Consider the following 26,227-nt stretch of genomic DNA (forward strand, 5'->3'; position numbering starts at 1 on the left):
CCGCCAGGCATGCAAGGCCAGGAGGCCGGGGCAGCACCCGGACAGTCCACTCCTGGGAAATGCGCCGATGCCCTATCTCGAATTTCTCCACATCTCCAAATCCTATCCCGGCGTGCATGCGCTGAGGGATGTGTCCTTCGGTGTCGAAAAAGGCGCCGTGCACGGGCTGATGGGGGAAAACGGCGCCGGCAAGTCGACGCTGATCCGCCTGCTCTCCGGTGACCATCGCCCGGATACGGGCAGCGAAATCAGGATCGATGGCGAGGCGCAGAAATATGCCTCCACGCGCGATGCCTTTGCCGCCGGCGTCATCGTCATCCATCAGGAACTGCAGCTCGTCCCCGAATTGACGGTGGCGGAAAATCTTAGCCTCGGGCGGTTTCCCGCCAATGGCGGCGTGATAGCCGCGCGGCGGATGTTTGCCGAGGTTGGCCGGAAGCTGAAGGAAGCCGGCATCGACATCGACCCGCGCCGCAAGGTCAAGTCGCTCTCCATCGGCGAACGCCAGATGGTGGAGATTGCCAAGGCGGTGATGCTGGAAGCGCGCATCATCGCGCTGGATGAGCCGACCTCCTCCCTCTCCTCCCGCGAAAGCGAAATTCTCTTTGCCCTCATCGGCCGCCTGCGCGCCGAGGGCAAGATCATCCTCTATATCTCCCACCGGCTGGATGAGGTCTTCCGCCTGTGCGACAGCCTGACAGTGCTGCGCGATGGCCAGCTGGCCGCCCACCACCCCACGCTGGAGGGGGTGACGCGCGATCAGGTGGTGGCCGAAATGGTGGGCCGGGAGATCAGCAACATCTGGGGCTGGCGCCCGCGCACGTTAGGCGACGTCCGCCTGAAGGTGGAGAACCTCAGCGGCGACAAGCTGCCCGAACCCGCCAGTTTTTCGGTACGGACCGGCGAGATCCTCGGTTTCTTCGGCCTCATCGGGGCCGGCCGCTCGGAGCTGACCCGGCTGGTCTATGCCGCCGACAAGCGGCTGGGCGGCACGCTGGAGATCGACGGCGCTCCGGTGCAGGTCACCACGCCGCATGACGCCATCCGCGCCGGCATCGCGCTCTGCTCGGAAGACCGCAAGCATGACGGCATCATCCAGGGCCGCTCGATCGAGGAGAACATCAACATCTCCTCGCGCCGCCACCATACCCGCCTCGGGGTGCTGTCGCCGCGCCGTGAGGTGGCGGTGGCGGAGGAATTCATCGCCAAGCTCAAGGTCCGCACCCCGTCGCGCAAGCAGGACATCATCAACCTTTCCGGCGGCAACCAGCAGAAGGTCATCCTCGGCCGCTGGCTTTCCGAACAGGGCATCAAGGTGCTGATCGTCGACGAGCCGACGCGCGGCATCGATGTTGGCGCCAAGGCCGAAATCTACGAACTGCTCTACCAGCTCGCCGAAGCCGGCATGGCGATTGTCGTCGTCTCCAGCGAGCTGCCGGAAGTCATGGGCATCTGCGACCGGCTCCTGGTGATGTGCGACGGGCGCATTTCCGCCGAGCTGGAGCGTGCCCAGTTCAACGAGCACGCCATCCTCGCCGCGGCCCTGCCCGATACCAGAACACCCGACAAGATCGCATCCTGAAGGAACGGACTTATGGCCAACGTTTTCAAGAAGGTAATGCTTGGCGACCAGGGGTTGGTCGTCATCTTCGTGCTTGCCTTCGCCCTTGTGTCGCTTTTTGTCCCGAACTTCCTGACCGAACGCAACATGCTCGGCCTGCTGCAATCGGTCGTTACTGTCGGCATCGTTGCCTGCACCATGATGTTCTGCCTTGCCGCGCGGGATTTTGACCTGTCGGTCGGCTCGACCGTGGCTTTTGCCGGCATGGTCGCCGTGATGGCCTCCAACGCCACCGGCTCCATTATTCTGGGTCTGCTGACGGCGCTGGTGTGCGGCGGTGTGGTGGGTTTCATCAACGGCTTTGTCATCGCCAAGTTCCGCATCAACGCGCTCATCACCACGCTCGCTACCATGCAGATCGTGCGCGGCCTTGCCCTGATCGCCTCCGACGGGCGCGCCGTGGGCATCAACGATCCCGGCTTCTACCAGCTCGCGCTTTCCAAGCTGGTGGGCGTGCCGACGCCGGTCTGGGTGCTGCTGGTGCTGTTCGTGATCTTCGGCTTCGTGCTCAACCGCACCGTCTTCGGCAAGAACACGCTGGCAGTGGGCGGCAATCCGGAAGCCTCGCGCCTTGCCGGCGTCAATGTGGACCGCACCCGCATCTGGATTTTCACCCTGCAGGGCATCGTCTGCGCCATTGCCGGCATCCTGCTTGCCTCGCGCATCACCTCCGGCCAGCCCAATGCGGCCATCGGGCTTGAGTTGTCGGTCATCTCGGCCTGCGTGCTCGGCGGCGTCTCGCTCGCCGGCGGGCGGGCGGCGATGGCGGGCGTCATTGTCGGCGTCATGATCATGGGCATCGCCGAGAATGTGATGAACCTGCTGAATATCCCGGCCTTCTACCAGTACATCGTGCGCGGCCTCATCCTGCTGCTGGCAGTGCTGCTGGATAACCTGCGCTCCAGCGCCCTCGGCCGTCGCTGACCCTCATGGGGCAATCCCTGCGGATAACCAGCGACAAGCTGGTGGTCGAGGCCGGCACCGAGGGCGGTGTGCTGCTCGGCGGCTGGACCCGGCAGGGATTGCCCTTTCTGCGCCCCTTTGTGGACGGGGAGGGGCCGGAGGTTCTGCGGGCATCCTGTTTCCCGCTGGTGCCTGTCGGCAACCGCGTGCAGCACAATGGCTTCGAGCTTCAGGGCCGGCACTGGTCGTTCACGCCCAACACGGACGGGCCCTGGTACCTGCATGGCGATGGCTGGCTCGGTTCCTGGCAGGTGGAGGAGCATCGGGCGGACTTGCTGCGCCTGTCGTTCCGGCAGTCAGAGGCCGCGCACTCTCCGCATCTCTACCGGGCTGAACAATGTTTCAGCCTTGAAGGTCCGGTCCTGCGGATGGCGATGGAAGTTACCAATCTCGGGCAGGACACCCTGCCCTTCGGCATCGGTTTCCACCCCTATTTTCCCCGCACTGCCGGCACCCGGCTGCTGGCACCCGCGCAAGGCTGGTGGCCGGAAGGGCCGGACTTTCTGCCCGAAGCAGAATGCCCGCCGCCGCCCGAAGTCGATTTCAGCCAGCTCAAACCCCTGCCGGCCCGGCGGCTCAATAACGGCTATCGCGGCTGGAGCGGCAGGGCGCGTATCGAATGGTCGGAGAATGGCCTTGCGGTCGATATCGCTGGCGATGCGGTTTTTTCCACCTGCATGATCTATGCGCCGGTTGAGGATCAGCAGTTCTTCTGTTTTGAGCCAATGAGCCATGCCCCCAACGCCCTTGCCAGCGAAGGCCCGCGGGGTCTCCACCTGCTGGCACCGGGCGAAACGCTTGCCGGCAGCATTACCCTGACGATTTCGGAGCCTTGAGGAGAGCCATGAGCACGCGGCTTGCCGGAAAAAATATTTTCCTCACCGGGGCGGCGCAGGGCATCGGCCTTGCGATTGCCGAAGACTGCCTCAGGGAAGGGGCAAGCCTGTTTCTGGTGGATCGTGACGGAGCGCTCCTTGCCGAAACCGTGGCACGCCTCGACGCGCCGCCGGAACGGCTCGGCTGGGCTGCCGCCGACATTAGCGACAGCGCGGCCATCGCCTCCGCCATGGCTGACGCGGCACAGCGCATCGGCCCCGTCAACGCGCTCATCAACAATGCCGGCATCAATGTCTTCAACACCCCGCTGGAGACCAGCGAGGAAGAATGGCAGCGCTGCTTCGATATCAACCTCAAGGGCGCCTGGAACTGCTGCAAGGCGGCCTTGCCGGGCATGATCGCGGCCGGCGGCGGGGCGATCCTCAACATCGCCTCCACGCACGCCTTCACCATCATCCCGCACACCTTCCCCTACCCGCTCGCCAAACACGCGCTGCTGGGGCTTACCAAATCGCTGGCGCTCGAATATGCGGCTGCCGGCGTGCGGGTAAACGCCCTCGCCCCGGGTTATGTCGAAACGCAGAAGGTGATCGATTACTGGAACGGCTTTGCCGACCCCGAGGCTGCGCGGGCGCAAACCATGGCGCTGCACCCCGGCCGCCGCATCGCCAAACCGGCGGAGATCGCCCGCGCCGCCGTGTTCATGATATCGGATGAATGCCCGTTCATGAATGCCGCCTGTCTGGTGGTGGATGGCGGGCTCAGCATGCTCCAGCACGCCGTCTGACGTTCCCCCACCGCCTCCTTTCCCGTTGCCGTCTTTTCTGGAGTTCCACCATGCCCGCACCAGCCCTGATAGCCATCGACTGGGGCACAACGCGCCTGCGCGCCTGGCTGATGGCCGGCGACGGCAGCGTGCTGGCGGAGCATCGCAGCGATGACGGGCTGATCGAGGCGCAGAAGAAGCGTTTTTCCACCGTTTACGCGACGACACTGGAAAAGCTGCAGGCCCCCGCCGGCCTGCCCGCCATCATCTGCGGCATGGCCGGCTCGCGCCGGGGCTGGATCGAGGCACCCTATGTGCCGGTGCCTGCCCCGCTGAGCGCGGTTTTGAAGGAAGCCGCCCGCGTACCGCAGCCGGGCGCCGATATCCGCATCGTGCCCGGCCTTGCCCAGACCACGCCGGATGCCCCCGACGTGATGCGCGGCGAAGAAACCCAGCTTGCCGGCGCCGGCCTGCCGGTTGAGGGAACCCATCTGGTCTGCATGCCCGGCACCCATTGTAAGTGGGTGACGGTGGAGAATGGCCGCGTCAAGACCTTCGGCACCTGGCCGACGGGCGAGCTTTATGCCCTGATCGCCGGCCAGTCGATCCTGCGTCATTCCCTTGGTGAGCCGCCGGCTGCGGTCGCTGCCTCCAGCCCGGCTTTTGCCGAAGCCTGCCGCACGGCGCTTGCCGAAGGGGGCGATTTTTCCGCCCGGCTGTTTTCCATCCGGGCCGGCACCTTGCTCAACGGCCTTTCCCCAGCCGATGCGGCCGCCCGGCTCTCCGGCCTTTTGATCGGCGCCGAAATCGCCTCTGCCCTCCTGCACCTGCCGCCGCTTCCGGCCCGCCGGGTGGTGCTGATCGCCTCCGGCCCTCTGGCGGGGCTTTATGCCGCCGCCTTTACCCTTGCCGGTTTTGAGGTGCGCAGCGTGGATGCCGAGGCCGCCGTGCGCTCCGGCCTTTATGAAGCCGCGCGCCAGAACGGCATGGTCGCCTGACCCGCCCTGCCCTGTTTCCCAAGTCTCCCGCCCGAAAGCGCCCGCCATGACCGATATCCAGAAAACCACAGCCGCCTTCCCCCCGCTCCGGCGCGGGCTCGTTGCCATCCTGCGCGGGCTGCAGCCGGACGAGGCGGTTGCCATGGCGCAGGTGATTCTCGAAGCCGGCATCGAGGCGATCGAGGTGCCGCTCAATTCGCCCGATCCCTTCACCTCCATCCGCCGCATCGCTGCCGCCATGCCCCCCCAGGTGCTGGTCGGCGCCGGCACGGTGCTGACGGCAGAGAATGTCGACAGGCTGGCCGAGGCCGGCGGCAAATTGCTGGTGAGCCCCAATATCGACCAGGCGGTGATGGAGCGCGCCGCCGCCCATGGCATGGTCACCATGCCGGGCGTGATGACCCCGACGGAGGCGTTTCTCGCCATCCGCCTCGGCGCCTCGGCGCTCAAGTTCTTCCCGGCCAATGTCCTCGGCCCGGCGGGCATCGCCGCCATGAAGGCGGTGCTGCCGACGACAACTCCCGTCGGTGCGGTGGGCGGCGTGTCGGAGGGGGACTTTGCCGCCTATTCCAAAGCCGGGGTCAGCCTGTTCGGGCTTGGATCGAGCCTGTTCAAACCCGGCATGACGGTGGCAGAAGTAGCCAAACGCGCCCGTGCTGCGGCCGAGGGCTGGGACCGGACCTTTGGGGAGGGATAAAAGATGAAGACGCAAACCGTCAGCGTCATTTCCGATCACCGCTGCCAGCTTGGCGAGGGGCCGAGTTTCGACCATACCGCCGGCGCGCTTTACTGGTTCGACATCGTCGCCGGACATTTGCTGGAGAAAAAAACCGGCAGCGGGCCGACGCGGGTACATGATCTGGGCGAGATGGCGAGTGCGATGGCCGAGATTGATGGCGAGCGCCAGCTCATCTTCACTGAAACCGGCCTTCATGTGCGCGAGCGCGCCACTGGCCGCCTGTCGCTGCTGAAGGCCGTGGAGGCGGAAAACCGCGTGACGCGCAGCAACGATGCCCGGGTGCATCCCTGCGGCGCGCTGTGGTTCGGCACCATGGGCAAGAAGCTGGAGAAAGGCGCCGGCGCCATCTACTGGTTCTTCAAGGGCGAGCTGCGCACCCTCTACAGCCAGATCACCATCCCCAACGCCATCGCCTTCTCGCCCGACGGCACGGTTGCCTATTACGCCGATACCGATGCCGGCATGTTGATGCGGGTGGCCTGCGATCCGGAAACCGGCCTGCCGCAAGGCGAGCCCACCCTGTTCCTCAGGAACTCGGGCACGGGCGGCTTTGACGGCTCGGTGGTCGATCTGGACGGTCTCATCTGGAATGCGCGCTGGGGCGACAGCCGGCTGGTGGCCTATGGCCCGGCCGACGGCAAGATCGTGCATTCCGTGCCCCTGCCCGTCAGCCAGCCCTCCTGCCCCGCCTTTTTCGGCGCCGCGGCGGACCGTATTGCCGTGACCTCCGCGCTCGAAGGGTTTGACGAAGCAAAACAGAAAGCGGAGCCGATGGCGGGCATGACGCTGCTGGTGGATATGCCGGTACGCGGCCGGCCAGAGCCGAAAGTCAAAATCTGATCCGCTGAAAAGACCAGCAAACAAAGGGCGGAGCCGGCTGGCTCCGCCCTTTGGCTTTCGGGTCCCGCCGCCCGCAAAGCCCCTTACCGGCTGGCAAGGGCCCGCAGTTGCAGGAGTGTCGCCGCAGCGGCAAGGGCAACACCCAGTCCGGAGACCCCGGCCCAGCCGCCGAATTGCCAGGCAAGGGCGGCGGCAGCCGAACCGAGCGCCCCGCCGAGGAACATGCCGCCCATGAAGAGCGTGTTGATGCGCGAACGGGCGCTGGGGCGCAGGGCATAGATGATGTGCTGGTTGGAGACGAGCACGCTCTGCACGGCAAAATCCAGCAGCACCACGCCCACCACCATGCCGGCCAGCGACGCCCAGAGGCCAAAGAGCGCCCAGGAGGCAAGCGCCAGCACCGCGCCCAGCATGATCATGCGGTGCGGGCCGCTTTTGTCGGCGATGCGGCCGGCTATCGGCGCGGCAAGAATGCCAACCGCCCCGACGACACCGAAGAGACCGGCAATCTCGGAGCCAAGGCCGAATTGCGGCTGCTGCAGGCGCAGGGCAAGGATGCTCCAGAAGGCCATGAAAGCGGCAAACAACAGCGCCTGCGTATAGGTAGCAAGGCGCAGCTCGGCAAACTCTCGCCACAGATGGGCGAGCGAGTGCATGGCCTTGCCATAGCTGAGGCCGCTGCCTTCCGGCAGGCTTTTGGGCAGGCGCCAGGCTATCAACGCGGCAGAGCCGAGTGCCAGCGGCACGCCAAGCCAGAACATCTCGCGCCAGCCGGCATGGGCGGACACGAAGCCGGAAAGCGTGCGGCTTAAAAGAATGCCCGTCAGCACACCCGACATCACCGTGCCCACCACCGCGCCGCGTTTGGCTGGCGAGGCAAGATGCGCGGCAAAGGGCACGATCTGCTGGGTGACCGAGGCGGCGATGCCCAGCACCAGCGCCGCCACCAGCGCAAGACTGGCGGCCGGTGCCAGTGCGGCCCCGGCAAGCGCGGCGGCGAGCACCAGAAACTGGGTGACGATCAGGCGCCGGCGCTCCACCAGATCGCCGAGCGGCACCAGCAGGAACAGGCCGGCGGCGTAACCGAACTGGGTGGCGGTGGGAATGAAGCTGGTGGCGCCGCCCGGCAGGTCCGCTTCCATCAATCCCAGCATCGGCTGGCTGTAATAGATGTTGGCGACGGCAAGGCCGGAAGCGGCCGCCATGGTGAAGGTCAGCGCCCGGCTCAGCGCCGGCTGATGGGAGGCGCCGTGGATATGCGTGTTTTCGGCCTCACCGGCAGTGGAGGTACTCGCCGGCGCGGCGTTGCCGGCGGGCGGGGTGGCAACATGGCTCATGACAAACTCCCGGGCGGCTGGGCCGCCCCTGATGACGGGCTGACCGGCGGCTTGCGGGCCACTGGCGGTCAGGCACCGGAAGGCCGGAGATGGTCGGGCCTTTCGTCGCCAACAGAGTTACCCTTCCATCAATATCCGCTGTAGTCGGCAGCATCGTTATGCCAGACTAACGATATTCGTTATAATTCACGCAAACGCGGGGGACTGGCCGGTGGATCTCGACAATGTCGCCGTTCTGGTGGAGGCCGTGCAGGCCGGCAGCCTTGCCGCCGCCGCCCGGCGGCTTTCCATCACACCCATGGCCGCCTCCCGCCGCCTGACCGCGCTGGAAGATGAGCTGGGCAGCCGGCTGGTGCATCGCACGACGCGGGCCCTATCGCTGACGCCGGAAGGCGAAGCCTTTCTGCCTCACGCGCAAGCGATGCTGGAACACGAGGCCGACGCGCGGGATGCGCTGCGCCCCTCTTCCGCCGGTGCCTCCGGCCTGCTGCGCATCACCGCCTCCGCCCCGTTCGGGCGCAAGGTGGTGGCGCCGATGATACCGGCTTTTCTGGAGGCGAACCCGGCGCTGCGGGTGGATTTGCTGATGACGGACAGCATCGTCGACATCGTGGCCGAGGGTATCGATGTCGCCATCCGCATCGCCCAGCTGCGTGACAATACGCTGATCGCCCGGCGCCTTGGCGACAATCCACGATGGCTTTATGCCACGCCGGACTATGTGGCCCGGCATGGCGCCCCGAAACGCATGGCCGAGCTGGCGGCGCATGAGTGCCTCTCCGTTACCGGCACCAGCCATTGGCCCTTCATCGACAAGGCCGGCAAGCTGGTGCACCAGCGGGTTACGGGGCGGTTCAGCGCCAATTCGCTGGAGGCGGTGCACGAAGCCTGCCTTGGCGGTTTCGGCATCACCAAACTCTCGGGCTGGAATGCCGACCCGGATGTAGATGCCGGCCGGCTGATCCGCCTGCCGCTGGAAGATGCCGATATCGAACCGATGGGCATCTGGGCCGTCTACCCCTCCGCCCGGCTGGTCCCGGCCAAGGTCCGGGCCTTCATCGCCGCCTTGTCGGAGAGGGTATAATAAAATCAAAACAAAATATTACGGCAGTATCTTGCGATAAACTATGAAGCCGGACTTTTCGGCAAGCCGGTCATAGAGCGCCATCGCCGTCCGGTTCGTCTCGTGCGTCTGCCAGTAAACCCGCCCGCAGCCCTCGGCGTCCGCCCGGGCATAAACCGCCTCGATCAGTGCCCGCCCAACACCACGTCCGCGCGCCTCTTCGGCAGTAAAGAGGTCCTGCAGATAACAGCTCGGCGCGATTGCTGTGGTCGAGCGGTGGTAGAGGAAATGGGCAAGGCCGAGCAACTGCCCTTCCGCCTCCGCCACCAGGCAAAACATTGGCTCATAGGCATCAAAGAACCGCGACCAGGTGACGGCGGTGATCTCCCCCGCCAGCGCCGTCGGCCCGGAGCGGCCGTAAAAGGCGTTGTACCCGTGCCAGAGCGGTCGCCAGGCGTCGTAATCTCCCGGCTGGACGGGGCGAATGCCAGTTTGAGGGTTCAACGTCACTTCCCTTGCAAAGAATGGCGGGCAAAAGCGGCGGCCGGGACAAGGCGGCACTCAATGCCGCCGGTCGACGGCCGTCCTGATGAAACTCGGGCGCCGGGCATGACGCTCAAAATAAGCGGCCACGACGGGCGAGGCCGCAAGAGCCCGCGCCCCTTCCGGGAAGGCGCTTATGCCGGCAAGCATCGGCATCAGATTGATGTCCGCGAAGCTGAACCGATCGCCCGCCAGAAACTCCTTGCCCTCAAGGGCAGCTTCCAGCACGGCCAGTTGCTGCTCCATCACCGGCACCACAGCCGCGATGGCAGCACGATCGGGCCCGCCATCGGCGCCGCGCGGAACCACATAACCGAGCACGTACTCCCGGATAAAGGGCCGGTCCATCGTGGTGTTGACCAGCGATATCCATTGCTCGACTTCTGCGGCGGCCAGCGGTTCTTTGGGCAGCAGCGGCATCTCGGGAAAAATCGTGTCGAGATAACCGGCAATGGCCCGGGACTCACAAAGGGTTACCGGGCCATGGCGCATGACGGGAATTTTCCCGACCGGGCTGATGAGCCGCACCTCTTCCGATTGCGGCATGGCCGGGGTCAGCCGATAGGCGACACCCTTTTCCTCGCAGGCCATGCGCACCGCGCGGACATAGTTGCTGACCGGAATGCCGATGATTTCTATCTGCGTCATCACACTGCTCCCTGCGGCTTGTTTTCACCCGTGAGCAGCCAGCTATCGAGACGGCCCAGACACAGGGTCCAGCCTCCGGCATGGTCGTCACGGGCCTTGCGGTCGGCGAACCCTTCCTGGCGAAACTCCAGGCGCGTGTCGCCGCCATGGTCAAAAAACTCCAGCGTCACCAGCGTTTCGGGGCTGGTGGTGCCATCCTCAAGTTCCCATGCATGGGTAAAAACCAGCCGCTCAGGCGGGGCAATTTCCTGGTAGCTGCCAAAGAGCCTGTGCTCGGTGCCGTCCGGCTCGATCATGGTGGAGCGAAACCCGCCACCCGGCCGCGGGTCGAAATGCTGGTGGACGACGATGAAGCCCGGCAGCCCCAGCCACCGGGCGATACGCTCGGCTTCCACCCAGGCGCTGAAGACAAGCGGCCGGGGCGCCCTGAAGATACGGCTGATGGTGAGCGTGCGGGCATCGCCTCCCACTCGTTGCTCTTCGCCCGTCCGCCGTTCGCCCGCCGGCGCCGCGGGTTTTACATCAGTCGGGATTCTGGTCGTCGTCGCCACTGTTCCCCTCCCCGGCCTGCACGGCCTCAAGATAATCGTCGAGACGCTCGAAACTCCCGGCCCAGAACCGCCGGTATTGATCCATCCAGCCATCGATCTCCCGCAGGGCCGCAACTTCCAGCCGGCAGGGCCGCCACTGGGCATTGCGGGTCTGCGAAACCAGACGGGCGTGCTGCAGCACCTTCAGATGTTTGGAGACGGTCGCGAGGCTGAGATCAAAAGGTTCAGCCAGCTCTCCCACTGTCGCCTCACCCGACGACAGGCGCTGGAGAATGGCCCGGCGCGTCGGGTCGGCAAGAGCGGCAAAGGTCTGGCTGAGGGCATCGAGCATGTTTAATTCCTCTATTTAGCTAAATAGTAAAATATGAAGCCAGAAAAGATCAAGCGGCCTCTTTGTGAGCCGATCCGTCAATGAGTGCCGAAATCCGTCAGCGTGACTTTTGTTTGAGCGCCCGTGCCGCAAACTGGGTGGGCACGGTCAGCTTTGCCGGCAGATCGGCCAACGCAAACCAGCCAAGACCACCATGTTTGTGCGGCTCAAGGATTGTGGGCGTGCCGGTAAAATTCCGGATCAGATAGACCGGCGACACCCAGTGGATGCCGGCAACCCGGTCGATCTGGTCGACGAAACAGAGCAGTTCCTGCGCCACGATGGTGATGCCCAGCTCCTCGGCAATCTCCCGCGCGGTCGCTTCGGCGGCGACTTCAAAAAGATCGACCTTGCCGCCCGGCAGGCCCCAGCAGCCGGCTTCCGGTTCGGTCAGGCGCTGGATCAGCAACAGGCGCCCGTCGCCATCCACAATTGCCGCCCCGCAGCCCACTCTCGGTTCCGTCTGCATACCGCCCTCTCCCTTTCACACCGGCAGCATGGCTGCATGAGCACTCCGGCGGCGTCAATCCGTAGCCACCTTTCAGGATAAATCATTCCTCACGGGAATATTTAATATCGCATCGAGCTCTCATCCATTCCCGATCAGCAGGGCGTAACTCTCCTTTCAGCCGCAACTGGCGCCGCCAAATCCGGCGCCGTTCCCAAGGAGAGCAAGATGATCAACGGCTTTACCCTGCATGACACCGCCACCGCCCCTGCCGGTTCGGCAGAAATCCTCACCGGCGTGCAGAATGCCTGGGGCTTTGTGCCCAACCTGCACCGTGTGCTGGCCGAAAGCCCGGCGGCGCTGGAGGCCTATTCCACCCTCTGGGGCATTGCCGAGAAGACGGGCTTCAGCGCCGTGGAGCGCAACGTCGCCTATCTCGCCATCATCTATGAGAACGAATGCACCTACTGCATGGCCGGGCACACCAACCTGTCGCGCATGGCCAAGGTGGACGATGCGACCATCAATGCCGTTCGTGATGGCCAGCCGGTGGGCGATGCAAAGCTCGAAGCCCTGCGCCAGTTCGCGGCCATCGTCACCCGGCAGCGCGGCGCGGTGAGCGAGGCGGATGTCGCCGCCTTCAAGGCTGCGGGTTACGACAACCGCGCCGTGCTGGATGTGCTGGTGCTGGCCGCCACCAAGCTGATTTCCAACCACACCAACCATCTGGCCAAAACGCCGAACGACAGCTTCATGAAGGGCGCGGAATGGACAGCGCCGGGCAAGCTGAAGGCTGCCTGAGCAGCCGCAAGGCCCCGCCCGAAATCGGGCGGGGCCTCCCTTCCCCACAAAAGACAAGGCCCGCCAGATGCTGGAGCTTTACGCCTTTGCCACTCCCAACAGCCTGAAGCCGGCCCTGGTGCTGGAAGAACTCGGGCTCGACTACCGGCTCATCGGCGTAAATGTGCGCGCCGGGGAGCAGAAGAGCCCGGGTTTTGCCGCGCTCAACCCCAACCAGAAGGTGCCGGTTCTGGTTGATGCCGATGCCGAAGGTGGCCCGCTTGCGCTCAGCGAGAGTGCCGCCATTCTGGTCTATCTGGCTGAAAAGACAGGCCGGCTTCTGCCCGCTGCCGGCGCTGGCCGGGCACGCGTGTTCGAGCAGCTTTTCTTTCACGCCTCCGGCCTCAGCCCGGCTTTCGGCAATGCCGGCTGGTTCCGCAAATCCGCCCCCTCGCCCCAACCGATTGCTATCGAGCGTTTTGGCACCGAGGCGCTGCGCCTCATCGGCCTGCTCGATGCCCGGCTGGCGGCCCAGCCCTATATGGCGGGGGATGAGCTGACGATTGCCGATCTCGCCCATTTCGGCTGGTTCTGGCGCCGCCAGTTTGCCGAAGTGTCGCTGGAAGAGACGCCCAATCTGCAGCGCTGGTACCAGAAGCTGGAAGAGCGCCCGGCGGTGCAGCGCGCGATCAGCCGCCTTTCAGCGCTGGCGACAGGCTGAAGAGGCCATGAAAAAAAGCCGGCGATGGAGCGCATCGCCGGCCTTCTTTTGCGTTCCGTGCCTGTGCTGCGCTCAGGCCGCCATCACCTCCGGCGGGTCCTTGGCGCCGGTCATGAAGGCCACGGCGTCGGACATGGTGTAGTCCTTGGGGTTGATGACGCAGTGGCGTTTGCCGAGGCGGTGGACATGGATACGGTCCGCCACCTCGAACACATGCGGCATGTTGTGGGAGATGAGCACGATGGGCAGGCCGCGGGCCCGCACATCGAGGATCAGCTCCAGCACCCGGCGGGATTCCTTGACGCCGAGGGCTGCCGTAGGTTCGTCCATGATCACCACCTTGGAGCCGAAGGCCGCAGCCCGCGCCACCGCCACACCCTGGCGCTGGCCGCCGGAGAGGGTTTCCACCGCCTGGCCGATGTTCTGGATGGTCATGAGCCCAAGCTCGGAGAGCTTGTCACGGGCAATCTGCTGCATGCGTGGCCGGTCCAGCATCCTGAGCCAGCTGCCGAGAAATCCGGGGCGCCGGATCTCGCGGCCAAGGAACATGTTGTCGGCGATGGAAAGCGCCGGCGACAAAGCCAGGTTCTGGTAGACGGTCTCGATGCCGGCATCGCGCGCTTCCATCGGCGAGCGGAAATTGACCGGCTTGCCGTCCAGTTCGATCTCGCCCTCATCGAGCCAGATCGCCCCGGAAAGCGCCTTGATGAGCGAGCTTTTGCCGGCGCCGTTATCGCCGATGACGGCCAGGATTTCGCCGGGATAAAGATCGAAATCCGCACTGTCGAGCGCGGTCACGCGGCCATAACGCTTCACGAGACCACGTGCCTTGAGGATGGGTTCGGGTTTGCCGCTCTGGGTCATGACGCCACCTTCCGGATCCACTGGTCCACGGCCACGGCGGAGATGATGAGACCGCCGGTGAGGAACACTTTCCACTGCGGGTCGGCCCCCAGCATGTTGAGGCCCATGGAAACGACGCCGACGATCATGGCGCCGATGAGCGTGCCGACGATGGAGCCGCGCCCGCCGAAGAGCGAGATACCGCCGATGACCGCCGCGGTGATGGATTGCAGGTTATATTCGGTGACCGCCGCCGAGGGAGAGATCGAGCCGTTGCGGCCAATGGCAACCCAGGCGGCCAGCGCCGCGATGATGCCCGCCAGCATATAGGCGGAGATGAGCACACGTTTGACGCGGATGCCCGAGAGTTCGGCTGCCGCCGGGTCATCGCCCACCGCATAGAGATGGCGCCCCCAGGCCGTGTGATTGAGCACGTACCAGAGGCCGCCCACCAGCACGATCATCAGCACCACGCCGAGGGTGAAGACCGCCCCGCCGATCTTGAAACTCACGCCGAAGAAATGCAGGAAATTGGCCTTCTCCGTGATGTCGGCATCCCGGATGGTCTCGTTGGCGGAATAGATGAAATTGGTCGCCATCACGATGTACCAGGTACCGAGCGTGACGATGAAGGGCGGCAATCGCATGATGGCGACAAGAAAGCCGTTGAGCAGGCCCGCCGCCGCGCCGGCAAGAACGCCGATGCCGATGGAGAGCACCACCGGCAGCCCGTAGGTGATGGCGCAGTTGCCCATGATCACGGTGGAAATCACCATGATGACGCCGATGGACAGATCGATGCCGGCCACCAGGATAACGAGCGTCTGCCCGACGCCGAGAATGCCGACGATGGCGATCTGCTGCAAAATCAGCGTCAGCGTATAGGCGGAGAAGAAGCGTTCCCCCTTCAGCACGCCAAAGATGATAATGGCGGCGATGAGAACGATGGCCGGCACCGCGGCCGGCGTTGAATGCAGGAAATGCTGCACCTTCTGAAGCGGCGTGTGCTTCCTGAAGGTCGCGACGTTTTTGTCGCTCTTGTCGAGAACCTTCTCGAACTCCTGAAGGGCTGCCACGGCGAACCTTCCTCCCGAATTTTTTAAGGAGTTCTGCTGGCTGATAAAACGAGAGGAAGGAGCGGCTCCCACCGCCCCTTCCCGTTCGTCTCAAGAGGCGTCAGACGCGAAGGGCATCAGCCCCAGCACTTGTCGAGGCCTTCCTTCACGCTGATGGAGGGCACACCCTTGGCCGGCTTGTCCGTCACCAGCGAAACGCCGGTATCGAAGAAGCTCTTGCCCTCGGTGGGCTTGGGCTTGGTGCCATCCTTGGCGAAAGCGGCAATCGCCTCGATACCCTTGGAGGCCATCAGCAGCGGATATTGCTGCGAGGTGGCGCCGATCTGGCCATCGGCCACGGCCTTGACGCCCGGGCAGCCGCCATCGACGGAGACGATCAGCACGTCCTTCTCCTTGCCCACCGCCTTCAGCGCCTGATAGCCACCGACGGCCGCCGGCTCGTTGATGGTGTGGATGACGTTGATATCCGGGTCCTTCTGCAGCAGATTTTCCATGGCGGTGCGCCCGCCTTCCTCGTTGCCGTTGGTCACATCATGGCCAACGATACGCGGATCGGTCTCGTCGCCGATCTTGTTCGGGTCCTTCGGATCGATGCCGAAGCCCATCATGAAGCCCTGATCACGCAGCACGTCGACCGTCGGCTGCGACGGGGTGAGATCGAGGAAACCGACCTTGGCGTCCTTGGCCTTGTCGCCCATCGTCGCCTTGGCCCACTCGCCGATCAGCTTGCCGGCCAGAAGATTGTCGGTGGCGAAGGTGGCATCGGCGGCATCCGCCGGATCGAGCGGCGTGTCGAGGGCGATCACCAGAATGCCGGCGTCGCGCGCCTTCTTGACCGAGGGGATGATGCCCTTGGTGTCGGACGCCGTCAGCAGGATGCCCTTGGCATGGTCGGCGATGCAGCTTTCAATCGCCGCTACCTGGCTTTCACTGTCGCCATCCACCTTGCCGGCATAGGTCTTGAGGTCGATGCCCAATTCCTTGGACTTGGCAAGCGCGCCTTCCTTCATCTTCACGAAGAACGGGTTGGTATCCGTCTTGGTGATGAGGCAGGCGGAAACGCCGGCAGCGCTGGCCGGGGCCGCGCCCAGAGAGGCACAGACGGCAAGCGCACTTATGGCGGAAAGAATGAGGGTCTTCTTCATCAAGCGTTCCTCCCGAGAACGATATCTGGCCGTTTTCCGGCCTGTTACGGCGCCTGCTGCCGGAACCTTTCCGGTTCCCTTTTTCGGCTGTCCGACGAAGGGGCCGGTCTCATGCCGGTTCCGTTTGGCGAAGGCGTCCCGTGCAAGAAGCAACCATCAAGCCTGCCGTCCGTCAATAGATAAATCAGATTGATTTATTAATTGGAATGCGCTTGCCTGACGGGGCCCCATAAAATTCGGCACCGCATCGGCCCGAGCCGCTATGGTGCCGGCGGACAAGAACATCCGGGATGGAAATGAGCGCTCTGGCTGGCTCAACTGACGAAGCGACAGCGCCCGTCGGCAACAAGGTTATCGACCCCAGCGGCGGCGCCAACCACATCCGCGTGCGCGCCTACAACGAGCGGCTCGTGCTCTCGCTGGTGCGCCGGCATGGCGAGCTCTCCAAGGCGGAGATCGCGCGGCGTTCCGGCCTTTCGGCGCAGACCGTCTCCGTCATCATGCGTGCGCTGGAGGCAGACGGGCTGCTGCAGCGTGGCGACCCGGTGCGCGGCAAGGTGGGCCAGCCGTCGATTCCCATGCGGCTCGACCCCGACGGAGTGTTTTCCCTTGGGCTCAAGATCGGCCGCCGCTCGACCGAACTGGTGCTGATGGATTTTGTCGGCACCATCCGCCTGCGCCGCCACCATGCCTATCCCTACCCCAGCCTTGCCGCGATTCTGGCCTTCGTGAAGGACGGCATAGCCGCACTTTCAGGCACCCTGCCGCCCGAGCAGATGGCCCGAATCTGCGGCCTTGGCGTTGCCATGCCGGGGGAAATCTGGAACTGGGCGGAAGCCGTGGGCGCCCCGGCAGAGGAGCGCGAGGCCTGGCGCCAGGCCAATGTGCCGCAACTGCTTTATGACGCGAGCGGTTTTCCGGTTTTTCTGGAGAATGACGCCACCGCCGCCTGCGCCGCAGAGCTTATTTTCGGCATCGGGCCGCAATTTTCCGACTTCGCCTATTTCTTCATCGGCATCTTTGCCGGTGGCGGCGTGGTGCTGAACCACGAGCTTTATCCCGGCAAGACCGGCAATGCCGGCGCCTTCGGCTCCATGCCCATCCCGGCCGCCGATCCGACCGGCCCCACCTCCCGCCCCCGCCAGCTCATCGACGGCGCCTCGGTTCTGGTGCTGGAGCGCATGGTGCAGGAGGCCGGGCGCGACGCCAGCTCCATCTGGCGCCTGCCGGAAGAGTGGGACGATTTTGGCCCCATCATGGATGAGTGGATTTCGTTCACCGCCCGCAGCCTTGCGGTGGCGGCGCTCACCGTGTGCAGCGTCATCGATTTCGAGGCGGTGGTGATCGATGGCGGCTTCACGCCCACCATCCGCAAACGGCTGGCCGAAGCCACCCGCACCGCCCTCGCCGCCCTCGACCATCAGGGCATCACCCGCCCGCGCATCGAGGAAGGTCAGATCGGCAGCGGCGCCCGCGCCACCGGCGCCGCCAGCCTGCCGCTCTTCTCGCGCTACCTCACCGACCAGACGGTGCTGTTCAAGGACATGCAGACTGGTTGAGGCGAGCTATAAAAAATAGCAATTCCCGAAAACAGGCTCTCACGAGAACGCTTATCGTCATTTATTTACTTTGGTAGTATGGACCTTTCAGGCGACCACGCAACATATCGCTAGAGAAGGTCAATGATATCCGAATGGATGGGAAATGGCTGGGCATTGGCTGGGTTTACAGCAATCTCTTTCGTGCTAACTCACCTTATGTCGTATCTGTTTTGCAACGAAACTGGCAGAGCGCGGCTCGCGTATATCGCTTTATTTTTAGGCGGCGCCGCATTACTGACGAGTTTTCATTCAGCATTAAGCACAGTTAATTTGGCTAAAGCTGAGCTTCTAACTGACAGATTGGAGAGAGCTGGAGAAGACATTGCCTCCGAGGTTTCGTCGTCGGAGAAATTCCTTTGCGAGTTCAATCCCATAAGAACCGACTTTTCTCCTTCGAATTTTGATCAAATTGAAGAACAGCGCCTAGTTGCCTGCGGTATATTCAAGAAAATCAACATCTATATGAAAAGCTCTTGGGACAAAAGCCGGATGGCGTTCGCTCCACCTGACATCGATTTTAAAACTGTTAAGGACCCCATTTGGAAACATTCTGTTGATCGCCTGGAGCGAGCCACAAAAGAGCATCTCCTCATTCTTGATCAAATCTCAGCTACACAACCCCAGCCTTGGCTACTTTGGTCAGCCTTGGAGCCTTTCATAATATCAATTTCATGGTGTTTAGGGCTGGCAGCAATTCCCCCCTTCCGCGTACGTAACAAAATTTGAATATGTTATTTAAAAACATGAAAAACAAACCCAATCAATGAATTCAATTCTTTGACGCCCGGCTCAAACGGAGACTCCAGCCAACTTCCTGCCAACCAAAACGGTCCTTGATTTATACAAAAAATATAGGATATTTCGCGTTTTAAAATTTTATTTCAAGATCTTTAAATGGCAGGAACTTCCTGAAGACAAGGCGCATCGCATGACCTCGGGCATTCACCACATCACGCTCGTTACCCGCAAGGTGCAGGCGAATGTCGATTTTTATGTTGGTTTCCTGGGCCTGCGCCTCGTCAAGCGCACGGGCGGTTTTGAGGATGCCGAACAGCTGCATCTCTTTTATGGCGACAGCATCGGCTCGCCGGGATCGCTCATCACCTTCCTGGTCTGGGAGGATGGGGCACCCGGCCGGGTTGGGCTCGGGCAGGTGGCGGAGATCGCCTTTGCCGTGGAGCCGGACAGCATCGGTTTCTGGCTGACCCGCGCGCTCAGCTTCGGCCTCAAGGTTAGCGGCCCGGCGCAGGAATTTGGGGAACCTGTACTACGCCTCAGCGATCCGGACGGCGTTATCGTCAAGCTTGTCGGTAGCCCGCTTGAAGCCGGCGCGCCGCTGCCGCAGGCGCGGGGCGTTGAGCCGCGCGATGCCATCCGCCGCATCCGGGGCGCCAGCCTGCTGTCGGCGGTGCCGGAGCAGACCTCCGCCTTTTTGCAGCGTTATTTCGGGTATCGCCCCCTCATCCGCGCCGGCACCACGGAGCGGCTGGTCTCGGACAGCGGCGATGTGATCGATGTGCGTGAGGCAACAGGTTTCTGGCCGGGTATTCCCGGCACCGGCATTGCCGACCATGTCGCGCTGCGGGCCAAAGATGAGGACGAGCTCAAGGCAGTGGAAGCCCGGCTCCAGCAGCTCAACAGCGGGCCGGTTACTGTGCATGACCGCAAATATTTCGCCTCGCTCTATGTGCGCGAACCGGGCGAGACGCTTATCGAAATGGCCACTGACGGACCGGGCATGCTGGTGGATGAACCGCTGGAGAGCCTTGGCTCGGCGCTGCTGGTGCCGTCAGCCGATGCAGCCTACGCTGAGGATGTTCGCCTGCGGCTGCCGCAATTCTCCCTGCCGGATGAAGACCGGGTGCGGTATCTCGACCTGCCCTTCGTGCACCGTTTCCACACCCCAGTCGAGCCGGATGGCAACGTGATCATCCTGCTGCATGGCAGCGGCGGCAATGAAGCCGACCTGATGCCCTTTGCCGCCCGGCTGGCGCCTCACGCCACGCTGCTGGGGGTGCGCGGGCGCAGCACGGAGGAAGGCAATCTGCGCTGGTTCCGCCGCCTTGCCGGTGGTGGCTTCGATCAGCAGGATATCCGCTCCGAAGCCGCCGCTTTTGCAGCCTTTATCGAGGAGCTTGTTGCCGGGTACCGGCTGGCGCCGGAAAAGCTGAGTTTTATCGGCTATTCCAACGGCGCCAATTTCCTCGCTGCCGCCATGATGCTGCACCCACCGCTAGCAAGCCGGTGCCTGCTGCTGCGCCCGGTTTCGGTGCTGGAGAACCCACCGCAGGCAGACCTTACCGGCAGCCGGATCGTCATCCTCGACGGACGCGATGATCCCTACCGGCAACAGCACCCTTCTCCGGCAGACGCACTGCGCGCCCGCTGTGCGGACGTCACCAGCCATATGGTGCACGCCGGCCATGAACTCAGCCCGGACGATAGTGCAGTCGCCCGCAACCTTACGACGGGCTGGTTCGCTTAAAGCGCGGCGGCGCCGGTCTCAGATCAGCTTTGCCCGATAGATTTCGGTGGCGGGCAGCGGCAGCAGGCGCTCCGCCATTTCGCGCTTCAGCTCTTCATGGCGCGCTGTTTCGGCCGGGCTTTTGTCCTTTTTGGCGCCGAGGGTCACGAACTCCTCGCGCACATGGCCGGGCGTGATGGTGGCTTCCGCCGTCTTGCCGCGATAGCTGAAACGGAAAAGATAGGGGCCCGGCAGATCCGTGATCACATCCTTGCCGCCAAGGCTGCGGTCAACGATGAGGCGCCCTTCCGTCAGGGCGCGCGTTACCATCTCCAGCGCATCGCGCCCGCCGGGGCCGGTGAAGGCGGTGACGATGGAGATTTCGCGCCGCTCCGGCGGCGTATCGGAAAGCAGCGGAAACGCCGCCTGCATGGCCTTCAGCCCATGCACCACGCCGCCGGGGAAACCACCGCCGTGATACTCCATGATCGACGCGAAGGTGAAAGTGAGATGGGTGCCGTTTTCGGCAACGGTGATGGCGTCAGACATTCAGCCAGGCTTTCAGATTGGGGATGAACCGGTCGAGAAACAGCGTCGTCGCCGGCATGAAATGCGAGCCGTGGTGAAACATCGGATCGAGCGAGGTGACGATCAGCCGGCCGGGGGTGGAGGCCCCATCCACATAGAGCACCGCCTTCCCTTCCCCATCACGCACCAGCACCTCGGCGCCGGCGGGGGGAGCGAACCAGCCATGCAGATGCCAGGTGACATCCGCCTTGCCCATACCGGCCATCAACGGGTGCCCGGGCGCGGTGATCTCCACGCCAAGATCGGCCCCCGGCTCCAGCCACCACCACCAGTTGGTCGGTGTGGGGATGAAGCTTATGGACGGCAGCCACAGTTCGCTGTTGCTCTCGCCGGTGGCCACCACTGTGCCGCCAGCTGCCAGATGCCGCGCGATCACTGCCTTCTGCGCCATGAGGCGCCCGGCGGGCGAGCGGCAGGGTACCCACAGGATATCATCCGGGCGCAGGGTGTCGCCCAGTTCCTCCGGCCGGCACACAACATCAAACGCCTCGCTATAACGGGCGCCGAGCAAGCTGTGGGTGTGATAATAACTGCCGCAGGAAGGGGCCACCATCCGGCGGCGCCCGGCCTTCGCCCGGCGTGACGCCGGATAGGGTTCGGCTGGCATCAGGGGCAAGACGGCTTCCGACCGGGTCACCCCCGCAAGATCAGGGGCGAGGCACGGGCCGCCCGCGGCCCAGCGGATAATGCGGTCCGTCAGTTCGCCCGGCAGGCCCCATTCCACGCCCAGAGCGCCGAGATCATTGCCGGAATGGGAGAAGAACCGGCCGCCGCCCGGCATCACCCACACCCAGTCAACCGGCACGCCGGCGGGCCCGAGGCCATTGATCGCCACTGCCCCTTCCGGCAGCGGATTGCAGCCGCGACCGTAAAAACCGGCGACGCCCTTGTTGGTCTCCAGCTGTTTGAGGTCGATACCGTCAAACAGCGGATGCGGGTTCAGGCTGTGGAGGTCAAAATCCGCGCGTTTCGGCTGCCGGATCGGCTGGTACGGCGCCATGCCCTCCACCAGCGGGCGCACCAGATGGCCGTTGAAGAACCAGCGCCCGCCACGGGCCAGAAAATCGGCGAGGCTATCCTTCATCTCCAGCAGGGCATCCTGATCCAGCTGGTTGTCGGTGATGAGGCCGGAGAAAGAGAGAAGGTGCCGCGGTGTGAATTCCGCCTGCGGCAGGATTGTCACCTCACCGCGCCCGGCCGCAGCGGCGAGCCGTGGAGGCGGCGCGCCCCAGACGGATTGCAGGTAAAGGACGCTCATGCCGCCTCGATACCGGCAAAAGCCGGCAGGATGGCGCGGCGCTCTTCGCCCTCCGGCCCGGCCACGGAAACCCAGCGCATGGGCACGCCGTAAAGACGTCCGAGTTTTTCCGGCTCGATCATCTCATGGACGGGGCCATGCACCTCCTCCCCGCCCGGCATCATCAGCAGCACGTCATCGGCTGCCGCCAGGGCGTGGTTCGGGTCATGGGTGGTAAAGAGAATGGCCTTGTCGCGCCTGAGGCGCAGCCGGTCCAGCAGCTCCAGCGTGCGGGACTGGTTGCCGAGATCCAGCGCCGAAGTCGGCTCATCGAACAGCAGCGCGGGCGAGCCGGTGGCAAGCGCCCGGGCAATCAGCACCATCTGGCGCTGGCCGCCGGAAAGGCGATCATAACGAAGGGTGGCCAGGTGCCCGGCCCCCACCTCCTCCAGCGCCTGCAGCGCGGCTGCCTGATCGCCGGAGCCGGGCTGGCCGAAAAGGCCGAGCCGGGCGGCACGGCCCATCACCACTACTTCAAGGCCGGTAAGGCGTGCCTGCGAGGCGCCGTGCTGGGGCACATAGCCGCTGACCGGCGGCGCCTGCCGGCTGCCCTGCCGCAAGGGCTGCAATCCCAGCAAGGCGCGCAGCAAGGTGGTCTTGCCCCGGCCGTTGGGACCGAGGATGGCCATGGAGCGCCCCACCGGCACGGAGAAGCTGATGCCGGAGAAGAGCGTGCGCTCGCCAAAGGCAACGGCAGCATCCTGAAGCCCGATCATGCCCGGTTCGCCTCCCGGAAATGCCGGCGCAGCAGATAGCCGAAGACCGGCGCGCCTATGAGCGCGGTAAGCACGCCGAGCGGGATTTCGGCTGCCGTCAGCGTGCGGGCGAGCGTATCGACGAAGGTGAGATAGGCCGCGCCCAGCAAGGCGGAAGCCGGGATCAACTGCCGGTGATCCTCCCCCACCAGGATGCGGGCGGCATGCGGCACCACAAGGCCGATCCAGCCGACGATACCGGCCACGGCAACGGAAGTGCCGGTCATCAGAGAAATGGCAATGAAGACATACCAGCGCTCCCGGTCGGGGTTGACGCCGAGCGAACGCGCCTCCTGCTCCTCCAGCGCCAGCAGGTTGAGCCGGTAGCGCAGGAACCAGATCGCCACGAGGCCCAGCCCCATGCCCGGCACCGCGAGCGCCAGCCGCCCCCAGGTGGCGGTGGAGAAGGACCCCATCAGCCAGTAGACGATGGCCGGCAGCGAGGTGTTGGGGTCAGCCACAAACTGTATGACGGAGACAAGCGCGGCAAACAGCGCGCCGATCACCATGCCGGAGAGGATGACGGTGATCACCTCTGTGCGGCCATTGATGCGGGCCAAAAACCCGACCAGCACAAGCGCACTGAGGCCGAAGACAAAAGCGAGCCCCAGCAGCACCGTGCCACCGAAACCGAAGAGGATGGCAAGCGCCCCGCCAAAGGCCGCCCCCTGGCTGATGCCAAGCACCTGCGGGGAGACCAGCGGATTGCGGAATACGCCCTGCAGGGCCGCGCCGCCCACGGCAAGTGCGGCCCCGGAAAGCGCGGCCAGCAGCACACGCGGCAGCCGCACCAGCAGCACGATGCGCTCATCCATCTGGGTGATGGCGGCGTGCGGATCGAGCGCGGCAGCGGAGAGGATTTCCGCCACGCGCGGCACCGTCACCGAAAACCGGCCGGCGCCGATGGAAAACAGCATGGCTGCCACCATCAGCGCCGTCAGCACGCCCCATGTGCCGAAGCGAAGCCCCGGCACAGTGAGGCGACGGCCGAGCGCAAGCGCGGCCCGCATTTCAGTTGACCGTCCCGCTGGCCTTGAACTGGGCGTAGTTGGTCTCGCCGCCCTGCATCTCGATCCACAGGATGCCGTCGATATCGCCGTCGGTGAGCTCGTAATTATAGAGCGACTTGTACGCCTTGCGCATTTCGGTGCGCAGGTCGTAGTGGAAGACTTCCGGGTGCAGCAGGTCGGCAATCCACATCCAGGTCAGCGGGCTTTCCTGGTTGGGCGGGTCCCAGCGGTAGCCGCCGAGCGGCATCTTGTAGACCTTGTGATCCTTGGCGGCGTTGGTCAGCGACAGGATGGGGTCGTTATAGACCCAGCTGATATCGAGCTTGGCCTCGAAGCTGTTGAGCAGGATGACGTCCGGGTTCCACTCCGCTACCTGCTCCGCACTGATGGCAACACCATTGCCCTCAAGATTGGCCGAGGCCGAAATGCCGCCACCCAACTCGATATAGAAGGTGTTGTAATTACCCTTGGCGCCAGAGGCGAGCATGCCGCCGAGTGCGCGCTGGAGATAGAGCACGCGGGGTTTCTTGTCCGCCGGAATGGATTTTGAGGTCTCGGCGATCTCGGCCGCCACCCTGTCGCGCCAGCCATTGATCATCGCTGCCCGCTCGGGTTTGCCCATCGCGGTTGCCACCATGGCCTGATACTGCTGGGCCTTCTCCTCCGTGCCGTAGGAGATCAGCATGGCGGTCAGGCCGGCATTGGTGATCGGGTCGACAAGGTCGGCCCCGCGATCCGCCCATTGCACCACCAGATCGGGATTGGTGGCGGCCAGCTCCTCGACATTGGGAATAAAGTTCGGCGCCGTGATGTCGGAGGGGATGTCCTTCGCCCCGGGATAAATCTTGCCAAGGATGCCTTCCATGATCGCCGACTTGGCCGTCGGGTTCATGCCCACCAGTTTGCCGGTGCCGCCATCCATGGTGATGATGGTGGACGCCATGGGGATGGGAATGGACGCAATACGCTCCGCCGGTTTTGCCAGCGTCACCGTGCGGTTTTCATGATCGGTGATGACGATGGGATCGGCGGATGCGGTGCCGGCAGCGGCCATCGCGGCAAAAGTCAGGAGCGCCACCAGCGGGGCATGAGCGCGGGACATTGCGGAGCCTCTCGAAGCAAATGAGAATAGTTCTCTTGTGCTGTCGAGGTCTCAAATTTCCTTAAATATGTCAATTCAATACTGCGAGTGACTCGCATTAAAATTAATACAAAGAACTAATCCGCGGCGCTCATTATGCAAGCCGGCCCTGAAGGACCGAGAATAACCCTTTGAAATAACAAAGGGCGGCCTGATGACCGCCCCCTGCCCTGCCCGACAACACCGGCCGGCAGCTTCAAGACCAGTAAAGCCGCGTCGGGTTATCCACCAGCAGCGCCTGCAACTGCTCCGAACGCGGAGCGATGATCCTGAGAAGGTCCACCAGCGCGCCGTCATCCGGCATGTTCTGGTAGATGTTGGGATGCGGCCAGTCGGTGCCCCACAGCACCCGGTCCGGGAAACGCTCGACAAGGTAATTGCCGTAGCGCGCCGCATCCTCGAAGGGCGGGCCGGTGCGCGACAGGCGCTCGGAGCCGCTGACCTTCACCCAGAAACGCTCATCCTCCATCAGCTCCAGCAGCAGGCGGAACGCCAGCTGGTCGACGCCGGCGGCCGGGTCGATGCGGCCCATATGGTCGATGACCAGAACCATCTCCAGCGAACGCAGGAACGGCGCCAGCTCTTCCAGCCGGAAAGCATCGAAATGCACCACGGCATGCCAGCCGAGCGGCCTGATCTTCTCCACGATCTCGCGGATGGCGCCGAAATCGGCCGCGGCACCGAGATGGGTGACGAAGTTGAAGCGCACGCCGCGCACGCCGCCCTCATGCAGGGCCTGCAACTCTATGGCGGAGATATCCCGCTCCACCATCGCGATACCGCGATAATTGCTGCCTCCCGCGGCCAGCGCATCCATCATCGCGCGGTTGTCGGTGCCATGGCAGCTTGCCTGCACAACAACAGAGCGGGCGAAGCCCAGATGGCGATGAAGCTCGAACAGTTTTTCCTTTGGCGCATCGACCGGCGTGTAGGTGCTGGAAGCGGCAAAGGGAAAGACCACCGCCGGGCCAAAGACATGACAATGGGCATCGCAGGCCCCGGCAGGCAGGGCGAGATCCGGCTTCTTGGGAGCCGGGTGAAACGGCAGCGCCAGTCTGGTCATGAGATCACTCGCTTTTTTC

Annotated in this window: 28 protein-coding genes; 13 read left to right on the top strand and 15 right to left on the bottom strand. The window is 64.1% G+C overall.

Features of this window, described 5'->3' with window-relative positions:
* The first annotated feature begins 67 nt into the window (after nt 1-67).
* From araG to QTL98_RS12065, 7 genes are read left to right on the top strand one after another with little or no spacing between them, the layout of a single operon-like run.
* Nucleotides 68-1,582: an L-arabinose ABC transporter ATP-binding protein AraG gene (gene araG, locus QTL98_RS12035; RefSeq protein WP_445678722.1), complete on the top strand. Its 1,515-nt coding sequence runs from the start codon at nt 68-70 to the stop codon at nt 1,580-1,582.
* 12 nt (nt 1,583-1,594) lie between these two features.
* Nucleotides 1,595-2,545 (top strand): L-arabinose ABC transporter permease AraH, encoded by a 951-nt coding sequence (gene araH, locus QTL98_RS12040; protein ID WP_445678723.1) that lies wholly within the window; start codon nt 1,595-1,597, stop codon nt 2,543-2,545.
* A 5-nt stretch (nt 2,546-2,550) separates the two neighbouring features.
* Complete coding sequence (locus QTL98_RS12045; RefSeq protein WP_445678724.1) at nt 2,551-3,420, top strand: aldose 1-epimerase; 870 nt, start codon at nt 2,551-2,553, stop codon at nt 3,418-3,420.
* A gap of 8 nt (nt 3,421-3,428) precedes the next feature.
* The gene (locus QTL98_RS12050; RefSeq protein ID WP_445678725.1) at nt 3,429-4,208 is read left to right on the top strand and encodes an SDR family oxidoreductase; all 780 of its coding nucleotides are present in this window, start codon (nt 3,429-3,431) and stop codon (nt 4,206-4,208) included.
* 50 nt (nt 4,209-4,258) lie between these two features.
* Nucleotides 4,259-5,185 (top strand): 2-dehydro-3-deoxygalactonokinase, encoded by a 927-nt coding sequence (locus QTL98_RS12055; protein WP_445678726.1) that lies wholly within the window; start codon nt 4,259-4,261, stop codon nt 5,183-5,185.
* Between the two features lie 46 nt (nt 5,186-5,231).
* Nucleotides 5,232-5,882 (top strand): 2-dehydro-3-deoxy-6-phosphogalactonate aldolase, encoded by a 651-nt coding sequence (locus QTL98_RS12060; protein ID WP_445678727.1) that lies wholly within the window; start codon nt 5,232-5,234, stop codon nt 5,880-5,882.
* 3 nt (nt 5,883-5,885) lie between these two features.
* Nucleotides 5,886-6,764, top strand: a complete 879-nt coding sequence (locus QTL98_RS12065) for an SMP-30/gluconolactonase/LRE family protein (protein WP_445678728.1) — start codon at nt 5,886-5,888, stop codon at nt 6,762-6,764.
* A gap of 83 nt (nt 6,765-6,847) precedes the next feature.
* Here QTL98_RS12065 and QTL98_RS12070 read toward each other — a convergent pair whose 3' ends face one another.
* Nucleotides 6,848-8,101, bottom strand: a complete 1,254-nt coding sequence (locus QTL98_RS12070) for an MFS transporter (RefSeq protein WP_510637482.1) — start codon at nt 8,099-8,101, stop codon at nt 6,848-6,850.
* A 211-nt stretch (nt 8,102-8,312) separates the two neighbouring features.
* On the opposite strand from QTL98_RS12070, the gene QTL98_RS12075 reads away from it, so the two are divergent.
* Nucleotides 8,313-9,185, top strand: coding sequence for a LysR family transcriptional regulator (locus QTL98_RS12075; RefSeq protein ID WP_445678729.1), 873 nt, complete (start codon nt 8,313-8,315; stop codon nt 9,183-9,185).
* 18 nt (nt 9,186-9,203) lie between these two features.
* Here QTL98_RS12075 and QTL98_RS12080 read toward each other — a convergent pair whose 3' ends face one another.
* The 5 genes from QTL98_RS12080 to QTL98_RS12100 all read right to left on the bottom strand — a co-directional run bounded on the left by QTL98_RS12080 (nt 9,204) and on the right by QTL98_RS12100 (nt 11,745).
* Entirely contained in the window at nt 9,204-9,668 is a 465-nt protein-coding gene (locus tag QTL98_RS12080) for a GNAT family N-acetyltransferase (protein WP_445678730.1), read from the bottom strand.
* A 57-nt stretch (nt 9,669-9,725) separates the two neighbouring features.
* Nucleotides 9,726-10,355 carry a glutathione S-transferase family protein gene (locus QTL98_RS12085; RefSeq protein WP_445678731.1) on the bottom strand — a complete coding sequence of 210 codons (630 nt, stop codon included), beginning with the start codon at nt 10,353-10,355 and terminating at the stop codon, nt 9,726-9,728.
* On the bottom strand, nt 10,355-10,825 hold the full coding sequence (locus tag QTL98_RS12090) for an SRPBCC family protein (RefSeq protein WP_445678732.1): 471 nt from the start codon (nt 10,823-10,825) through the stop codon (nt 10,355-10,357). Before QTL98_RS12090 ends, QTL98_RS12085 begins: the two co-directional genes overlap by 1 nt.
* Nucleotides 10,826-10,877: 52 nt before the next feature.
* Nucleotides 10,878-11,237 carry an ArsR/SmtB family transcription factor gene (locus QTL98_RS12095; RefSeq protein WP_445678733.1) on the bottom strand — a complete coding sequence of 120 codons (360 nt, stop codon included), beginning with the start codon at nt 11,235-11,237 and terminating at the stop codon, nt 10,878-10,880.
* Nucleotides 11,238-11,334: 97 nt separating this feature from the next.
* A complete protein-coding gene (locus QTL98_RS12100; protein WP_445678734.1) occupies nt 11,335-11,745 on the bottom strand; it encodes an NUDIX hydrolase in 411 nt (136 codons plus the stop codon).
* Between the two features lie 207 nt (nt 11,746-11,952).
* On the opposite strand from QTL98_RS12100, the gene QTL98_RS12105 reads away from it, so the two are divergent.
* Together QTL98_RS12105 and QTL98_RS12110 are read left to right on the top strand one after the other, a co-directional pair.
* Nucleotides 11,953-12,525: a carboxymuconolactone decarboxylase family protein gene (locus QTL98_RS12105; RefSeq protein WP_445678735.1), complete on the top strand. Its 573-nt coding sequence runs from the start codon at nt 11,953-11,955 to the stop codon at nt 12,523-12,525.
* Nucleotides 12,526-12,592: 67 nt separating this feature from the next.
* Nucleotides 12,593-13,225, top strand: a complete 633-nt coding sequence (locus QTL98_RS12110) for a glutathione S-transferase family protein (RefSeq protein WP_445678736.1) — start codon at nt 12,593-12,595, stop codon at nt 13,223-13,225.
* 72 nt (nt 13,226-13,297) lie between these two features.
* On the opposite strand, the gene QTL98_RS12115 is transcribed toward QTL98_RS12110, so the two are convergent.
* The 3 genes from QTL98_RS12115 to QTL98_RS12125 form a co-directional block, all read right to left on the bottom strand.
* Nucleotides 13,298-14,089, bottom strand: coding sequence for an ATP-binding cassette domain-containing protein (locus tag QTL98_RS12115; RefSeq protein ID WP_445678737.1), 792 nt, complete (start codon nt 14,087-14,089; stop codon nt 13,298-13,300).
* Nucleotides 14,086-15,144: an ABC transporter permease gene (locus QTL98_RS12120; protein ID WP_445678738.1), complete on the bottom strand. Its 1,059-nt coding sequence runs from the start codon at nt 15,142-15,144 to the stop codon at nt 14,086-14,088. Before QTL98_RS12120 ends, QTL98_RS12115 begins: the two co-directional genes overlap by 4 nt.
* A gap of 116 nt (nt 15,145-15,260) precedes the next feature.
* A complete protein-coding gene (locus QTL98_RS12125; RefSeq protein WP_445678739.1) occupies nt 15,261-16,289 on the bottom strand; it encodes a sugar ABC transporter substrate-binding protein in 1,029 nt (342 codons plus the stop codon).
* 296 nt (nt 16,290-16,585) lie between these two features.
* Between QTL98_RS12125 and QTL98_RS12130 the strand changes: the two genes are divergently transcribed.
* The 3 genes from QTL98_RS12130 to QTL98_RS12140 all read left to right on the top strand — a co-directional run bounded on the left by QTL98_RS12130 (nt 16,586) and on the right by QTL98_RS12140 (nt 20,375).
* Nucleotides 16,586-17,848 (top strand): ROK family transcriptional regulator, encoded by a 1,263-nt coding sequence (locus tag QTL98_RS12130; RefSeq protein ID WP_445678740.1) that lies wholly within the window; start codon nt 16,586-16,588, stop codon nt 17,846-17,848.
* Nucleotides 17,849-17,971: 123 nt separating this feature from the next.
* Complete coding sequence (locus QTL98_RS12135) at nt 17,972-18,616, top strand: hypothetical protein (RefSeq protein ID WP_445678741.1); 645 nt, start codon at nt 17,972-17,974, stop codon at nt 18,614-18,616.
* Nucleotides 18,617-18,818: 202 nt separating this feature from the next.
* On the top strand, nt 18,819-20,375 hold the full coding sequence (locus tag QTL98_RS12140) for a VOC family protein (RefSeq protein WP_445678742.1): 1,557 nt from the start codon (nt 18,819-18,821) through the stop codon (nt 20,373-20,375).
* Nucleotides 20,376-20,393: 18 nt separating this feature from the next.
* Here QTL98_RS12140 and QTL98_RS12145 read toward each other — a convergent pair whose 3' ends face one another.
* From QTL98_RS12145 to QTL98_RS12170, 6 genes are all read right to left on the bottom strand, one after another.
* On the bottom strand, nt 20,394-20,903 hold the full coding sequence (locus QTL98_RS12145; protein WP_445678743.1) for a hypothetical protein: 510 nt from the start codon (nt 20,901-20,903) through the stop codon (nt 20,394-20,396).
* The gene (locus tag QTL98_RS12150; protein WP_445678744.1) at nt 20,896-22,200 is read right to left on the bottom strand and encodes a hypothetical protein; all 1,305 of its coding nucleotides are present in this window, start codon (nt 22,198-22,200) and stop codon (nt 20,896-20,898) included. Before QTL98_RS12150 ends, QTL98_RS12145 begins: the two co-directional genes overlap by 8 nt.
* The gene (locus QTL98_RS12155) at nt 22,197-22,955 is read right to left on the bottom strand and encodes an ABC transporter ATP-binding protein (RefSeq protein WP_445678745.1); all 759 of its coding nucleotides are present in this window, start codon (nt 22,953-22,955) and stop codon (nt 22,197-22,199) included. Before QTL98_RS12155 ends, QTL98_RS12150 begins: the two co-directional genes overlap by 4 nt.
* Entirely contained in the window at nt 22,952-24,004 is a 1,053-nt protein-coding gene (locus QTL98_RS12160; protein ID WP_445678746.1) for a FecCD family ABC transporter permease, read from the bottom strand. The genes QTL98_RS12155 and QTL98_RS12160 overlap by 4 nt, the downstream gene beginning before the upstream one ends.
* A 1-nt stretch (nt 24,005) precedes the next feature.
* On the bottom strand, nt 24,006-25,106 hold the full coding sequence (locus QTL98_RS12165) for an ABC transporter substrate-binding protein (protein WP_445678747.1): 1,101 nt from the start codon (nt 25,104-25,106) through the stop codon (nt 24,006-24,008).
* Between the two features lie 235 nt (nt 25,107-25,341).
* A complete protein-coding gene (locus QTL98_RS12170) occupies nt 25,342-26,208 on the bottom strand; it encodes an amidohydrolase family protein (RefSeq protein ID WP_445678748.1) in 867 nt (288 codons plus the stop codon).
* Nucleotides 26,209-26,227: the final 19 nt, after the last annotated feature.

The organism is Radicibacter daui, assembly GCA_030657355.1.
Lineage (GTDB): Bacteria > Pseudomonadota > Alphaproteobacteria > Radicibacterales > Radicibacteraceae > Radicibacter > Radicibacter daui.